This window comes from Plantibacter sp. MCCC 1A11337, from assembly GCF_013349365.1.
GTDB classification, from domain to species: domain Bacteria; phylum Actinomycetota; class Actinomycetes; order Actinomycetales; family Microbacteriaceae; genus Plantibacter; species Plantibacter flavus_A.
The window spans coordinates 1,211,504-1,226,177 of sequence record NZ_JABJWX010000001.1 but is presented as its reverse complement, the minus strand read 5'-3'; the positions used below and the strand labels follow the sequence as shown (position 1 = coordinate 1,226,177).

Below are 14,674 nucleotides of genomic sequence, written 5' to 3'. Positions count from 1 at the left end.
ATCACATGACGACCACGCCAGCCCCCGACGCCCCCATCGCGGAGACCACCCACGAGCAGCTCGAGGAGGTCCTCCGGGGAGCCGCCGCGGCTGCACCCGCGTGGGCCGCGACGCCGGCGGACGCCCGTGCGCGTGCGCTCGTCGCCGTCGCCGACGCCCTGCAGGCCCACGCGGACGAGCTCGTCCCGGTCGGCATGGTCGAGACGGGGCTCGCCGAGGCCCGGCTCCGCGGCGAGCTCCTCCGGACCGCCGTGCAGCTGCGGTTGTTCGCTGAGACGATCGTCGACGGCTCCTACCTCGACGTCCGGATCGACGAGGCCGACCCGGACTTCGCGCTCGGCGCGCGCCCGGAACTCCGCCGCGTCCTCGTGCCGCTCGGCCCTGTCGTGAACTTCGCGGCGAGCAACTTCCCCTTCGCCTTCTCGGTCGCCGGTGGTGACACCGCGTCGATCCTCGCGGCCGGATGCCCGGTGATCCTCAAGGTGCACGACGGGCACCCGCGGCTCTCGCTCGCGACGGCGGCCGTCGTCGAGGCCGCGCTCCGGGCGTCCGGGGCTCCTGACGGCGTCTTCCAGACGATCATCGGCCAGGAGGCCGGCGTCGTCGCGCTGCAGGACGAGCGCGTCCGGGCCGGCTCCTTCACGGGCTCCCTCCGGGCGGGTCGGATCCTCGCCGACCTCGCGGCGGCACGCCCCGTCCCGATCCCGTTCTTCGGCGAGCTCGGCAGCGTCAACCCCGTGTTCGTGACGCAGACCGCCCTCGACGAGTCCGCAACGGCCATCGCGACGGGATTCGTCACGAGTGTCGCGGGCTCGGCGGGTCAGCTGTGCACGAAGCCCGGCTTCGTCTACCTGCCGGACGGCGCGGGGCTCGACGAGTCGATCCGTGAGGCTGCTGCCGCGGTCCCCGAGCACCGACTCTTGAACGACCGCATCACGGCCGGGTACCAGGCGAGGCGCGACACGATCCTCGGCACCGACGGCGTGCGGGTCATCGCCGAGGGTTCGCTCCGGGTCGACGAGGACGGCGACGGCTGGGCGACCCCCACGATCGTCGCGGTCCCACTCGACGCGCTGCGGGCCGGTCGGGACGCCCTGCTCGACGAGGCCTTCGGACCGTTGTCGATCCTCGTCGAGGTCCCGGCCGGTACGGCGCTCGCACCGCTCGTGTCGGAGTTCTGCGAGGGCAACCTGACGGCCACCCTGCACGCCGGTGCCGACGAGACGAGCGACGACCTCGTGGAACTCGTCCAGCAGCTCTCGGCGCACGCCGGACGGGTGCTGTTCGGCGGTTGGCCCACCGGCGTCGCCGTCACGCCCGCCATGCAGCACGGCGGACCATGGCCGGCGACGACGAACGACTCCAGCACCTCGGTGGGGACGGCCGCGATCACCCGTTTCCTGCGACCGGTCGCGTTCCAGAACATGCCGGACCGGTTCCTGCCCGAGGTGCTGCGGTCGTCGGCCACCGGCGTCCCGCGGACGATCGCACCCGCGGGCGAGTCGACGCACTGGGGCGAGGCGGCTCAGCGCTGACGCGCGGCCGGCCGGGCCTCCGGACGGCGAGGCGTCAGATGGCGCCCTCGACCGTGGCGCCGACCTCGTCGTCCTCCTCGTCGCCGGGGAGCGGCGGGTCGTAGGCCCAGCTCGGCGCGAGCGCCTTGATCCGCGCACCGCGCCACTGCCATGTCGCCCACAGCGGGTACCAGTAGAGCGGGGCGATCGCGCCGGTGATCACGAGTCGGTCGCGGTACAGGGTCTTCGTCGGATCCTGCTTGTCGCGGGCCACCGCCATCTGGTGGTCCCACCCGGCGAGCTTGCTGAGCGGCCCGCTGACCGGGTCGCCCTGGTCGTGGAGGATGCGGGTGCCGTCACGGCGCTCGATGAACTCGAGGTCGATGATCTGGTCGCCGACCGGGATCGCGCCGGCGGCCTTCACGCGCACGCGGTGCGCTCCCGGCTCCCAGATGGTGGGGAACCCGTCGGCGTCGAGCGCCTCGAGGCCCATGACGGGGCTGTAGAGCTCCCGCAGGACCGCCGGGGAGCGGAGTGCCCGCCAGGCGACGTCGACATCACAGTCCAGGACGAGTTTCAGCATCACGCGCATGCCTCAGTGTCGCATGTGCGGCTCGGCGGCTGCAGGGGGTGCGCCGGTAGGGAAGACTGTGCCTATGGCGATCCGGTACTGGCTGGGCGTGATCCAGCGGGATCACGTCGTCCTCGGTGTCCGGCAGGGCTTCGTGCAGATCAACCACGGGCAGCGCGGCGGTCTCGACCAGATGCGCGAGTCCGACGGCTTCGTGTACTACTCGCCGAGGGTCAGCACCCCGGACGGCGCGCCGCTCAAGGCGTTCACCGCGATCGGGCGGGTCTCCGACGACACCGTCTACCAGGCGGCCGTGCCGCGACCGGACGGAGCCGATTGGCGGCCCTGGCGGCGGAGTGTCGACTGGTACCCGGATGCGGTCGAGGCGCCCATCCGTCCGATGCTCGCGCTCCTCGACTTCACGAGCTTCACCCGGAACTGGGGTGTCCAGCTCCGTCGGGGGTTCCTCGAGCTGAGTCGTCACGACTTCGAGCTCATCCGTAACGAGATGCGTCCGCCCCACCCCGACGACCGTCGCTTCCCCACCGCCTCCCGCTGACCCCCTCCTGCCCTTGCGCCAGCGCGGTGCGCTGACGTCACCGCGGGTCTGGCGCGTGAGCGCGCCCCTCCGGAGGCCCGCGCTCACGTCCGATGACCCGCGCTCGCGTCAGCGCACCGCGCTGGCCACCACCCCCACGGAGGTCTTCGGACGCAACAGTCGTGGGGCGGGTGGGTGCGCCTGGATACGATGAACGGGTGAGTACCGCAGCCGTCACCCCGCCGCCCGTCCACCCGCCGCTCGCCCAGACCAAGTACCAGGTCAGGTTCGACTGGGGCGTGGCAGGAGCCGGCCGGGTCGAGGCGGCGGACGTCGCGGTCGTCGTGGACGTGCTCCACGCGACGACCTCCGTCGAGCGACGCGTGAGCGGCGGGGAGACCGTCGCCGTCGCCGAACTGGACGACCGCGGGGAGACGGCTCAGATCGCGACCCTGCTCGCCGACGCGGGTGCGACGGTCGTCGCCGGGTGCCTGCGCAACCGGTCGGCGGTCGCGGACTGGATCATCGCGAAGCAGGCCGAGCTCGGTCGGCGCACGAGCATCGTCGTCATCGCGGTCGGCGAACTCGACGACACGGCCGAGACCCGGTTCGCCGTCGAGGACCTCTTCGGGGCGGGCGCCGTGATCGAGGCGCTGGGGCTCCGCGGCATCGACTTCACCTCACCGGAGGCCGCTGCCGCCGCCGCCGCGTACGAGGGCCTGCGCAACGGCGTCGGGCACCTGCTGTCCGCGTCCGCCACCGCCCAGCAGCTCGCGCAGGCGGGTGTCACCCAGCACGTCCAGGCGGCACGCGAGGTCGACGTGTCAAGCGTCGTCCCGGTCCTGGACGGAGCCGTGTTCCGGGCGTAGTCTCGGCGCATGCGCGCACTCCTCGGAACCACCGTCCTCGCCGAAGCCCCCGAATCGGAGCTCATCAAGATCGAGGGCAACTGGTACTTCCCGCCGTCGAGCCTCAACCGTGAGCGCTTCGTCGAGACCGACACCCAGTACCACTGCCCGTGGAAGGGCGACGCCCAGTACTGGGGCGTCACCGACGGCGGTGAGGTCAAGCCCGATGTTGCCTGGTCGTACCCGACCCCGTATCCGACCGCGTTCGACCGCGTCGGCAAGGACTTCTCCGGCTACGTCGCCTTCGGGAACGAGGTCCAGGTCGTCGACTGATGGCCGACTGGGGCGACCGCCCGCAGCCGCCTGAGCGCGGTGGCGAGCGCGAGACGATCGAGGGTTTCCTCGATCTGCAGCGCGCCAGCATCGTCTGGAAGGCACGCGGCCTCACCGACGAGCTCGCGGCCAAGCGGCTGCTGCCGAGCATCACGACGGTCTCGGGCGTCATCCGACACCTCGCCGATGTCGAGCGCAGCTGGTTCCGCGAGGACATGGACGGGCAGTCGGACGTCCCAGCGCGGTGGACCGACGACGATCCCGACGGCGAATGGCGCGTCACGGCCGAGGACAGCCTGGCCGAGATCATCGCCGACTACGAGGCGGCCTGTGAGGAGTCCCGCGAGGTGGCGTCGCGGTATCGGCTCGACGACGTCTGCCTCGGCAACGACCGGCGGTTCACACTGCGGTGGATCGAGCTCCACATGATCGAGGAGACTGCCCGGCATCTCGGGCACGTCGACGTCCTCCGCGAACAGCTCGACGGCCGCACGGGCGAGTAGCGCCGCGGCCGTCGGGCGAGCCGAGCGTCAGGCGACCACGAGCGCTGTTCGGTCGCGTCCCCGTGAGACGCGGACGACCACGGTGACGACGGCTACCACGACCGCGACGATCAGCGCCGTGACCCCCGCTTCGGTCGACAGCAGTTCACCGGTGAAGCGGCCCACGGCCACCCACGCCAGCCCCCAGCAGAGCGACAGCATGGGGGCGATGCGCCCACGTCCGACGACCGCGAGCAGGATCCCGACCGCGCCGGCGACCGCGAGGACGATGATCGCCCAGACACCGGCGGCCGGGCCGTCCGCGCTCCCGATCCCGGATCCGACGAGCGCCGCGGTGATGTTCGCCGCCGTCGCGACGCACACCCACCCGAGGTAGAGGCCCATCGTGCCGTCCGTGATGATGGCGTCGACCATCCCGGCCGGCCTGGTGCGGAGCACGATGACGAAGATGCGGGCCAGGACACCCAGGAGGGCGACGATCACGAACACGCTGAGGATCAGGAAGCCCGCCTGCACCACGAGGATCCACGCCGCGTTCAGCAACAGGCTCGCCACGACCCAGTAGCCGAGACGACGGTGCCGCTCGCGAGTCGTCTGCGAGGGCAGGAACTGCCAGACCGCATAGGCGACGAGCCCGAGGTAGATGACGCTCCAGATGGAGAACGCGGGTCCGTCCGGTGCGATCGGCGTCGACGAGGCACTCAACGCGCCGTTCGCCGCGTTCTGGACCTGCGTGCCCCCGGCGGCTCCCGACCCGATGTAGGAGCCGATGATCGCGAGGACCGCGCTGACGGCGACGGCGATCTGCCGGACGCGGTCCGCGGTGGTGGGTGAATCGATGCCGGTCATGAAGCGTGCCTCCAGAATTGTGCAGCTAGCTGATCAATTCAGCGTACGCCACCGTCGGGCACCTCGCGGGGGCTTGCGCCGACGCCGCGGATCCGCCTGTTCAGAGGAGCTTCCGCAGCGTCCGCAGGTTGCGCGTGGTGACGTGCGGCTTGAACCGGGCCTTCGAGGACTCCTTCGCGAAGGCGGTGTCGGTGCTCGACCCCTTCGGGACCTCCCAGTAGAGGACGCCGTCGCCGGGTGCGACGCGGTCGGGCTGCTCCCCGGCTGCCGCCGAGAACGCGAGCAGTGCGTCGAGCGAGCTCTGTTCTGAGGAGAACATGACGTACGGCTGCACCTCGTCGGCCTCCGGCCAGGGGTAGGCGTCGACGACCTCGGCGAGTGCGTGCTGATGCGTGAGCACGATCCACGCCTCGTAGCTGAAGGCATCCGCGAGCGCCCGCTCGATTCGCCGTTTCAGCGCGCCGCGTGCATCGTGCGCCGTCTCGCCGGGCTCGTGCTCCGGGTCGTCGAAGACGACGTTGCCGCTTGCCAGCACGGTACGGACTCCCGTGAACCCGGCCGATCGGAACACCTCGGCGAGGTCCGCGGAGCGGATCGTGACGCCGCCGACGTTGACCCCGCGCAGGAGTGCGATCCAGCTGTCGACGGGAACCGCGTTGCTGGTCATGGCCCGATGCCCGGCTCGGGCTGGGTGGAGCCGTCGAACGCCGCCGCCCGACGCCGCATGGCCGGCGTGACCTCCCGGTGCACCCAGCTGAGGAGGAAACGTTCGTCCCAGGAACGCGAGCACTTGCCACACGAGGTGGCCCGGCTCGGGCGCCGATGCCGGTAGAGGACGTGGCCCGAGGGGCAGGTGCCGACCCACGGGGCGAGTTCGTCGGCCGTCTGGCCCTCGTGGAGACGCGAGCCCTCGTAGCCGATCTCCTCGGCGACCTTGCGCCACTTGGGTCCGTGCCCGGCGCGCGCCCCGGCGAGGGCGTGCGCGACCTCGTGGAGGAGGATCTGGTGGATCTCGTCGTCGTCGTAGCGTGCAGCGAGATAGCGCGAGACGGTGATGCGCTTCGTCGTGAAGTTGCACAGGCCGGCGCGTCGCTTGGCGTTGTCGAAGCCGAAGGTCCAGACCGTCGGGTCGAGGTGCAGCACGATGAGCGCCTGTGCCCACGCCGTGACCCGACTGAGTTCTGCCATGCCTGGATGGTACTCCCGGCGACCGACACCGGACCGCAGGAGCGGGACGACCCACCGGTGTGGCGGTCGCTCTCAGCGGGCCGCGAGCGGGGCGAGGGGGAGTTCGACGATCCGGTCGTCCTGGGACCCGGGCGAACCGCGGCCGTCGGTGTTGTTCGTGAGGATCCAGGCGGTCCCCGGCGGGCCGGCCACGACGTCGCGGATCCGTCCGAACTCACCGACGAGGTAGGGCACCGCGTCGATCACACCCACGAGCGCGCTGCTCCCCGCCGGGACGTGCACGCCGTCGGTGATGCCGTACAGGCGCTCGCCGCGGAGCGAGGCCATGAAGATCGTGTCGTCGATGATCGCGAGACCGCTCGGGCTCGCGTCCTCCGTGGCCCACTGCGCGACCGGGTCGATCATGCCCTGGGCTCCGGCGATGCCCTCGGCGACCGGCCAGCCGTAGTTCCCACCGGGGGTGATCCGGTTGAGCTCGTCCCAGGTGTTCTGGCCGAACTCGCTCGCCCACAGGCCACCGTCGCGATCCCACGAGATGCCCTGCGGGTTGCGATGGCCGAGGGAGTAGACGGGCGACCCCGGGAACGGGTTGTCGCCCGGTACCGCGCCGTCGGGAGTGAGCCGCAGGATCTTCCCGCCGAGGCTGTCCACGTCCTGAGCCAGGCTGCGGTCACCGGCGTCGCCCGTGGTGGCGTAGAGCATGCCGTCCGGTCCGAACGCGATGCGTCCGCCGTTGTGGTTCCCGGCCCGGGGGATGCCGACGAGGACCTCCTCGACGCCGCCGAGCGCGTACGACCCTGCCGCTCCTGTGAGCGGGAACCGCACGATGCGGTTGTCGGACGACGTCGTCAGGTAGGCGTAGAGCCAGGTTCCCGCGGTCTCCGATCCCGCCGGCGTGAGGACGGCGAGTCCGAGCAGCCCGCCCTCGCCGCCCGCGGCCACCCCGGGGACCACGCCGACCTGCCGCACCGCGCCGCCGCTGACGACCTCGAGGACGTCGCCCGCGTCGCGCTGGCTCACCAGCGTGCTGCCCGAGGCGAGTCGGACCATCGACCAGGGCGCGTCGAGGCCGCCGACGACCGTGGTGGCCTCACCGGTCGGGGCGACCGGCCCTGTGGGAACCGCGGATGTGGGCGTCGATGCGGACGCACTCGGCGTGGGGGACGGAGAGAGGGAGGCTGTACCCGGTGATCGTGGCTCCCCGTCGGTGCAGGCCACGAGCGCCAGGGCGGTGGCGGCGAGCAGGGTGGTGAGCGAGGCGGGCGCACGCAGGCCCCGTCGTCGCGGCGTCTGCGTGGTGGCCATGATCAGCCCTTCGTCTGGAAGATGCCCTGGGCGGGGTTCGGGGAGGGGACGGCGGTCGTGTCCGTCACGACCTGAGCCCCCGCGATGAAGGCGCGCAGCTCGGCGCCAGCCACCGCCTTGGCGGGGTGGGGTCCGGCCGCGAGGAGCCTCGGCAGGAAGTCGAGTGGGAGCGCGGTGTTCGAACCGACGAGGACGACGTTCCCGAAGCGGCGGCCTTTGAGGATCTGCGTCTCCGCGAGGGCGGCGACGTGCGACACGGAGTCGGCGAGCGTCGCGGCCTGTCCGCGGGCGAACGCCAGTCCGCGGCCGTCGGCGACGTTCACGACGATGACGCCGGTCGGCGACAGCAGCTCGACCGCCGAGGCGTAGAACTCCGTGCTCGTGACGTGGGCCGGCGTGTTGGCGCCGCTGAAGATGTCGACGACGACGAGGTCGACGGTACCCCGGAGGCCCGGCGGCAGCTTCGCGACGATCTCGCGGGCGTCGCCGTAGCGGACGCGGATCTGGGCGCGCTTCGACCAGGGGAGGTGCTCGCGCACGAGATCGATGAGTTCGCGCTCGAGTTCGACGACCTGTTGCCGCGAGCCCGGCCTCGTCGCCTCCACGTAGCGGGGGAGGGTGAGCGCGCCGGCGCCGAGGTGCACCGCCGTGATCGGCTGGCCGGGATCGGCGATCTCGTCGATGATGTGACCGATGCGCTGGATGTACTCGAAGAAGAGTTCCTCGGGCTGATCGAGGTTGACGTGCGACTGCGGCGTGCCGTCGACCACCAGCTGATAGGTGCCCGGCACGAAGCGGTCGGCCTCGATCCTGGCCAGGTATCCGCTGACGCCGAGTCGTACCTGTGCCTCGTCCATACCCCCACCCTAGACTTTCCCGCAGGAGTGGGAGGCGGAGCGGAAGGGGTGCGGCCGTGGCGCAGGTGGACCTCAACAGCGACCTCGGCGAGGTCTGGCGCGGCGTGCCGACCGCCGACGACGACGCCATGTTCGCCCTCATCACGAGCGCGAACATCGCCTGCGGCTTCCACGCCGGGGACGACGCGTCCATGCGCGACGCCGTCCGCCGCTCGACGGCCCACGGGGTGTCGTTGGGAGCCCACCCCTCCTACCGGGACGAGGCGGGCTTCGGGCGCCGTGACCAGGACGTACCCGCCGAGGTGCTCGAAGCGGAGGTCCTGGAGCAGCTCCGCGCCCTGCAGCGAGCGGTCGACGAGGTCGGCGAGGCCGACGGGACCGCCCTGGGGCTCGCCTACGTGAAGCCGCACGGCGCCCTCTACAACCGGATCGCGCACGACCGGGTCCAGGCGCGCGCGGTCGTCCGGGCGGTGGTCACGGCCTCCGAGGAGCTCGGGCGACCACTTCCCGTGCTCGGGATGCCCTGCTCCGTGATCGAACGCGAGACCCTCGCCGCCGGGCTCCGCTTCGTCGCTGAGGCCTTCGTCGACCGCGGCTACCGCTCCGACGGTTCACTCGTCCCGCGTGATACCCCCGGGGCACTGGTGACCGATGAGACGGCCGCCGGCCGCCGCGCCGTCTCCCTCGTCCTCGACCGACGCATCACCAGTGTCGACGGTGCCGACGTCGAACTCGAAGCGGTCTCGCTCTGCGTGCACGGCGACACCCCGGGAGCCGTGTCGCTCGCCACGGCGGTCAGGACCGCCCTGCTGGACGCCGGCGTCGCACTGGTCGCGCCGTGGTGAACGCGGACACCTCCACGGGACCCGTGCTCCGAGCGATGGGGGAGGAAGCCGTACTCCTCGAACTCGGATCGCTCGAGGACGTGCTGCTCGTGCACCGGGCGCTCGCCGCGTCGCGCCCGGCGGGGCTGGTCGACCTCGTCCCGGCCGCCCGGACCGTGCTCGCCGTGACGGACGCGCGGGGTCCGGCGCTCGCCGCGGTGGGTACCTGGTTGCTCGCGACCGCTGACCGGGCGCTCGCACCCGGCGCGGGAGGCTCGACGGTCGCTGTCGAGGAGGAGCTGGCGCGGCCGGACGTCGTCATCCACGTCCGCTACGACGGACCGGACCTCCGCGAGACCGCGGAGCTGCTCGGCATGGAGCTAGCGGATCTCATCGCCTGGCACACCGCTCGCGCATGGACCGTCGCCTTCAGCGGCTTCGCGCCGGGATTCGCCTACCTCGTCCCGGAGCGGGAGGACGAGACGATCGGCCGGCCACTCGAGATCCCGCGCCTGAGTGTGCCGCGGACGACCGTCCCCGCGGGTTCGGTGGCGCTCGCCGGAACGTTCAGCGGCGTCTATCCGCGTGCCTCCCCGGGCGGGTGGCGCATCATCGGGACGACCGACGCCGTCCTGTGGGACGATGCAGCGGACCCGCCCGCCCTCCTCGTCCCCGGCGGCCGGGTGCGCTTCGTGCAGGTCGCCGCATGACGGGCGGGACGCTGCTCGTGGAGGCGGCGGGACCGGCGACCACCGTGCAGGACCTGGGTCGACCTGGGGCTGCGGCCCTCGGGGTCAGCCCGTCCGGCGCGCTCGACCGCGGCGCCCTGCGCCTCGCCAACCGTCTCGTCGGCAACCCGGAGGGCCGTGCGGCGCTCGAGGTCGTCCTGGGCCCGTTCGTGGCCGTCGCCGAGGTCGACCTCTGGATCGCCGCGACCGGTGCGTGGGGTCCGATCACCGTCGACGGCAGGCCGTCCGACGGGCACCGCGCCGTCCGCGTCCAGGCCGGCTCCCGGCTCGAACTCGGCGCGGCGACCCACGGGCTCCGGTACGTCCTCGCCGTCCGTGGCGGCTTGGACGGCCCGCAGGTCCTCGGCTCGCGGTCGACGGACACCCTGGCCGGTCTCGGTCCGGCACCGGTCGTCGCCGGCGATCGACTCCCCGTCCTCCCCACCCCGCGCCGCCGCGTCCCTCCGCTCGACATCGCCCCGTGGACGCGGCCCGACGCCGGGGAGCGTCTCGTGCGGATCTCGCCGGGGCCCCGCCGGGACTGGTTCGACGACGCCTCCCTGCGGCGCCTGGTCGAGCAGCCGTGGACCATGACGGCCGACGCCGATCGCATCGGGATGCGCCTCGACGGGCCGCCGCTCGAGCGACTCGATCCCGGTCGGGAACTGCCGAGCGAGGGCATGGTCGCCGGGGCGGTCCAGGTGCCGCCGAGCGGTCTGCCGACGATCCTGTCGGCCGACCACCCGGTCACCGGCGGGTATCCGGTCATCGCGGTCGTGCGTGCCGCGGACCGAGACCTCCTGGCGCAACTCCGGCCCGGTCAGCGTCTGCGGTTCAGCACGGGTTGACGGGAACACCGGGGGCGACGCGGCGGTTATACCGGAAAGTCGAAAACTCGTCAAGGAAAGAGTAGACACGCCGAAGATTCCGGCATATAGTTGTTCTTTGCGCTCCCAGAATCTCTATGCCTTCATATTGCGGTCGGCTGGTGTGCGGGTCCAACCCGCCACATGTTCTCTTTCTGGTGAGTAACTCCACTGACGACCAGTAACTCGGCCCCCAACAGGCCTCCGGAGGTTATCCCCTTGGCTGCTGCGCGCAACGCAACCACCAACTCACCCAAGAACGGCCGCGGAGCATCCCGCCTCTCGTTCGCGAAGATCACCGACACGCTCACGGTTCCAGACCTCCTGGCTCTGCAGACCGAGAGCTTCGACTGGCTGGTCGGCAACGACGTGTGGAAGGCACGCGTCGCAGAAGCCACCCAGGCCGGCCGGCAGGACCTGCCCACGAAGAGCGGCCTCGACGAGATCTTCGAGGAGATCTCGCCCATCGAGGACCTCGGCGAGACGATGCAGCTCTCCTTCGCCAACCCGTACCTCGAGCCCGAGAAGTACTCCATCGACGAGTGCAAGGAGCGCGGCAAGACGTACGCGGCCCCGCTCTACGTCGAGGCCGAGTTCATGAACCACCTCACCGGTGAGATCAAGACGCAGACGGTCTTCATGGGCGACTTCCCGCTCATGACCGAGCGCGGTACCTTCATCATCAACGGCACCGAGCGTGTCGTCGTCTCGCAGCTCGTCCGCAGCCCGGGCGTGTACTTCGAGTCGGCTCAGGAGAAGACCTCCGACAAGGACATCTTCTCCGCTCGGGTCATCCCGAGCCGCGGTGCCTGGCTCGAGTTCGAGATCGACAAGCGCGACCAGGTCGGCGTCCGCATCGACCGCAAGCGCAAGCAGTCCGTCACCGTGTTCCTCAAGGCGCTCGGCATGACGAGCGAGGAGATCCTCGAGGAGTTCAAGGGCTACGAGTCGATCGAGCTCACCCTCGAGAAGGACACGATCCTCACCAAGGAGGACGCGCTCCGCGACATCTACCGCAAGCTCCGTCCGGGCGAGCAGGTCGCAGCCGAGGCCGCGCGTGCGCTCCTCGACAACTTCTACTTCAACTCGAAGCGCTACGACCTCGCGAAGGTCGGCCGGTACAAGATCAACAACAAGCTCGGTCTCGACAAGCCGCTCAGCGACTCCGTCCTGACGACCGACGACATCGTCGCCACGATCAAGTACCTCGTCGCCCTGCACCGCGGAACGGCCACCCTCCCGGGTGTCCGCAACGGCAAGCCCGTCGACCTCCGTCTCGACACGGACGACATCGACAACTTCGGCAACCGTCGCATCCGCGCCGTCGGCGAGCTCATCCAGAACCAGGTCCGCACCGGACTGTCCCGCATGGAGCGCGTCGTCCGCGAGCGCATGACCACGCAGGACATCGAGGCCATCACGCCGCAGACCCTGATCAACGTGCGCCCCGTCGTCGCCGCGATCAAGGAGTTCTTCGGGACCTCGCAGCTGTCGCAGTTCATGGATCAGAACAACCCGCTCGCGGGTCTGACCCACAAGCGTCGCCTCTCGGCGCTCGGCCCCGGTGGTCTGTCGCGTGAGCGTGCAGGCGTCGAGGTGCGAGACGTCCACCCGTCGCACTACGGCCGCATGTGCCCGATCGAGACCCCGGAAGGCCCGAACATCGGCCTCATCGGTTCGCTCGCATCGTTCGCGCGGATCAACTCGTTCGGTTTCATCGAGACCCCGTACCGTCGCGTCGTCGACGGCCGGGTCACCGAGGACATCGACTACCTGACCGCGATGGAAGAGGACAACTACATCGTCGCGCAGGCCAACGCTCCGCTGAAGAGCGACGGCCACTTCCAGGAGGACCGCGTCCTCGCCCGGAAGAAGGGCGGCGAGGTCGACCTCATCCCGTCCGAGGAGATCGGCTACATGGACGTCTCCCCGCGCCAGATGGTGTCGGTCGCGACCTCCCTCATCCCGTTCCTCGAGCACGACGACGCGAACCGCGCACTCATGGGTGCCAACATGCAGCGTCAGGCCGTCCCGCTCCTCATGTCGGACTCGCCGCTCGTCGGCACCGGTATGGAGGGCTACGCAGCCATCGACGCGGGTGACGTCGTCACCGCCGACAAGGCCGGCGTCGTCCAGGAGGTGTCGGCCGAGTCCGTCACCATCCAGCTCGACGAGGGTGGCACGCAGACCTACTACCTGCGCAAGTTCGACCGCTCCAACCAGGGCACGAGCTACAACAACCGCGTCATCGTCTCCGAGGGTGCACGCATCGAGGCCGGCGAGGTCATCGCCGACGGCCCCGCCACGGAGAACGGCGAGCTCGCGCTCGGCAAGAACCTCCTCGTCGCCTTCATGACGTGGGAGGGTCACAACTTCGAGGACGCGATCATCCTCAGCCAGAACCTGGTGAAGGACGACGTCCTCTCCTCGATCCACATCGAGGAGTACGAGGTCGACGCCCGCGACACCAAGCTCGGCAAGGAGGAGATCACCCGTGATCTCCCGAACGTCAGCCCGGAGCTGCTGAAGGACCTCGACGAGCGCGGCATCATCCGCATCGGTGCCGAGGTCCGCCCCGGCGACATCCTCGTCGGCAAGGTCACGCCGAAGGGTGAGACCGAGCTCTCCGCCGAGGAGCGCCTGCTCCGCGCCATCTTCAACGAGAAGAGCCGCGAAGTCCGCGACACCTCGCTGAAGGTCCCCCACGGTGAAGCCGGCACGATCATCGCCGTCAAGGTGTTCGACGCACAGGACGGCGACGACGAGCTCGGCTCGGGCGTCAACCAGCGTGTGGTCGTCTACATCGCCCAGAAGCGCAAGATCACCGAGGGCGACAAGCTCGCCGGCCGTCACGGCAACAAGGGTGTCATCGCGAAGATCCTGCCCGTCGAGGACATGCCGTTCCTCGAGGACGGCACGCCGGTCGACGTCATCCTCAACCCGCTCGGCATCCCCGGTCGAATGAACTTCGGTCAGGTCCTCGAGATCCACCTGGGGTGGATCGCAAAGCAGGGCTGGAACGTCGAGGGCAAGCCCAGCTGGGCCAAGAAGCTCCCGGCTGCCGCGCACTCGGCCGAGCCGAACACCAAGGTCGCGACCCCGGTGTTCGACGGCGCCTCCGAGGAGGAGATCGCCGGTCTGCTCGACTCGACCAACGTCACTCGCGACGGCGACCGCCTCATCGGTTCCTCCGGAAAGGCCCGTCTGTTCGACGGCCGCTCCGGCGAGCCGTTCCCGGCACCGGTCTCGGTCGGCTACATGTACATCCTCAAGCTGCACCACCTCGTGGACGACAAGATCCACGCGCGTTCGACGGGTCCGTACTCGATGATCACGCAGCAGCCGCTCGGTGGTAAGGCTCAGTTCGGTGGACAGCGCTTCGGTGAGATGGAGGTCTGGGCCCTCGAGGCCTATGGAGCCGCGTACGCGCTCCAGGAGCTCCTGACCATCAAGTCCGACGACATCCTCGGCCGCGTCAAGGTGTACGAGGCCATCGTCAAGGGCGAGAACATCCAGGAGCCGGGTATCCCCGAGAGCTTCAAGGTGCTCATCAAGGAGATGCAGTCGCTGTGCTTGAACGTCGAGGTCCTCTCGGCCGACGGCACCGCGGTGAGCCTGCGCGACACCGACGACGACGCGTTCCGCGCCGCCGAGGAGCTCGGGATCAACATTTCCTCCAGGTTCGAGTCGTCGTCCATCGACGAGATCTAAGCCTGACCACTGTAGAGACTGACGAAACCTTTCATAGGA

At 70.3% G+C, this 14,674-nt stretch carries 15 protein-coding genes; 9 read left to right on the top strand and 6 right to left on the bottom strand.

All coding sequences use genetic code 11. The annotated features are described in order from the left end of the window. Positions 1 to 5 precede the first annotated feature (5 nt). A complete protein-coding gene (locus tag HOW07_RS05695) occupies positions 6 to 1,535 on the top strand; it encodes an aldehyde dehydrogenase (NADP(+)) (protein WP_175116292.1) in 1,530 nt (509 codons plus the stop codon). A gap of 34 nt (positions 1,536 to 1,569) precedes the next feature. Here HOW07_RS05695 and HOW07_RS05690 read toward each other — a convergent pair whose 3' ends face one another. Then, positions 1,570 to 2,097 (bottom strand): hypothetical protein, encoded by a 528-nt coding sequence (locus tag HOW07_RS05690; RefSeq protein ID WP_231884282.1) that lies wholly within the window; start codon positions 2,095 to 2,097, stop codon positions 1,570 to 1,572. 73 nt (positions 2,098 to 2,170) lie between these two features. Here HOW07_RS05690 and HOW07_RS05685 point away from each other — a divergent pair, with 73 nt between their 5' ends. The 4 genes from HOW07_RS05685 to HOW07_RS05670 all read left to right on the top strand — a co-directional run bounded on the left by HOW07_RS05685 (position 2,171) and on the right by HOW07_RS05670 (position 4,307). Continuing rightward, positions 2,171 to 2,644: an EVE domain-containing protein gene (locus HOW07_RS05685; RefSeq protein ID WP_121289600.1), complete on the top strand. Its 474-nt coding sequence runs from the start codon at positions 2,171 to 2,173 to the stop codon at positions 2,642 to 2,644. Between the two features lie 197 nt (positions 2,645 to 2,841). Continuing rightward, a complete protein-coding gene (locus HOW07_RS05680) occupies positions 2,842 to 3,492 on the top strand; it encodes a 2-phosphosulfolactate phosphatase (protein WP_371743582.1) in 651 nt (216 codons plus the stop codon). Between the two features lie 9 nt (positions 3,493 to 3,501). Next, the gene (locus tag HOW07_RS05675; RefSeq protein ID WP_064296381.1) at positions 3,502 to 3,804 is read left to right on the top strand and encodes a DUF427 domain-containing protein; all 303 of its coding nucleotides are present in this window, start codon (positions 3,502 to 3,504) and stop codon (positions 3,802 to 3,804) included. After that, complete coding sequence (locus HOW07_RS05670; protein ID WP_175116290.1) at positions 3,804 to 4,307, top strand: DinB family protein; 504 nt, start codon at positions 3,804 to 3,806, stop codon at positions 4,305 to 4,307. The genes HOW07_RS05675 and HOW07_RS05670 overlap by 1 nt, the downstream gene beginning before the upstream one ends. Positions 4,308 to 4,334: 27 nt before the next feature. On the opposite strand, the gene HOW07_RS05665 is transcribed toward HOW07_RS05670, so the two are convergent. The 5 genes from HOW07_RS05665 to HOW07_RS05645 all read right to left on the bottom strand — a co-directional run bounded on the left by HOW07_RS05665 (position 4,335) and on the right by HOW07_RS05645 (position 8,506). Continuing rightward, positions 4,335 to 5,156 carry a TspO/MBR family protein gene (locus HOW07_RS05665; RefSeq protein WP_175116289.1) on the bottom strand — a complete coding sequence of 274 codons (822 nt, stop codon included), beginning with the start codon at positions 5,154 to 5,156 and terminating at the stop codon, positions 4,335 to 4,337. Positions 5,157 to 5,256: 100 nt separating this feature from the next. Beyond that, positions 5,257 to 5,823 (bottom strand): DUF1697 domain-containing protein, encoded by a 567-nt coding sequence (locus tag HOW07_RS05660; protein WP_217485095.1) that lies wholly within the window; start codon positions 5,821 to 5,823, stop codon positions 5,257 to 5,259. After that, positions 5,820 to 6,344 carry a SprT-like domain-containing protein gene (locus HOW07_RS05655; RefSeq protein WP_175116288.1) on the bottom strand — a complete coding sequence of 175 codons (525 nt, stop codon included), beginning with the start codon at positions 6,342 to 6,344 and terminating at the stop codon, positions 5,820 to 5,822. Before HOW07_RS05655 ends, HOW07_RS05660 begins: the two co-directional genes overlap by 4 nt. 72 nt (positions 6,345 to 6,416) lie before the next feature. Continuing rightward, positions 6,417 to 7,649 (bottom strand): sorbosone dehydrogenase family protein, encoded by a 1,233-nt coding sequence (locus HOW07_RS05650; protein ID WP_175116287.1) that lies wholly within the window; start codon positions 7,647 to 7,649, stop codon positions 6,417 to 6,419. Between the two features lie 2 nt (positions 7,650 to 7,651). Further along, positions 7,652 to 8,506, bottom strand: coding sequence for a spermidine synthase (locus HOW07_RS05645; RefSeq protein WP_071259566.1), 855 nt, complete (start codon positions 8,504 to 8,506; stop codon positions 7,652 to 7,654). Between the two features lie 56 nt (positions 8,507 to 8,562). On the opposite strand from HOW07_RS05645, the gene HOW07_RS05640 reads away from it, so the two are divergent. From HOW07_RS05640 to rpoB, 4 genes are all read left to right on the top strand, one after another. Further along, the gene (locus tag HOW07_RS05640; RefSeq protein ID WP_175116286.1) at positions 8,563 to 9,351 is read left to right on the top strand and encodes a 5-oxoprolinase subunit PxpA; all 789 of its coding nucleotides are present in this window, start codon (positions 8,563 to 8,565) and stop codon (positions 9,349 to 9,351) included. Next, positions 9,345 to 10,040 carry an allophanate hydrolase subunit 1 gene (locus HOW07_RS19335; RefSeq protein WP_371743581.1) on the top strand — a complete coding sequence of 232 codons (696 nt, stop codon included), beginning with the start codon at positions 9,345 to 9,347 and terminating at the stop codon, positions 10,038 to 10,040. Before HOW07_RS05640 ends, HOW07_RS19335 begins: the two co-directional genes overlap by 7 nt. Continuing rightward, complete coding sequence (locus HOW07_RS19330) at positions 10,037 to 10,906, top strand: biotin-dependent carboxyltransferase family protein (RefSeq protein ID WP_175116285.1); 870 nt, start codon at positions 10,037 to 10,039, stop codon at positions 10,904 to 10,906. Before HOW07_RS19335 ends, HOW07_RS19330 begins: the two co-directional genes overlap by 4 nt. A gap of 237 nt (positions 10,907 to 11,143) precedes the next feature. Beyond that, positions 11,144 to 14,635 (top strand): DNA-directed RNA polymerase subunit beta, encoded by a 3,492-nt coding sequence (rpoB, locus tag HOW07_RS05625; protein WP_064296731.1) that lies wholly within the window; start codon positions 11,144 to 11,146, stop codon positions 14,633 to 14,635. The last annotated feature ends 39 nt before the right edge of the window (positions 14,636 to 14,674 follow it).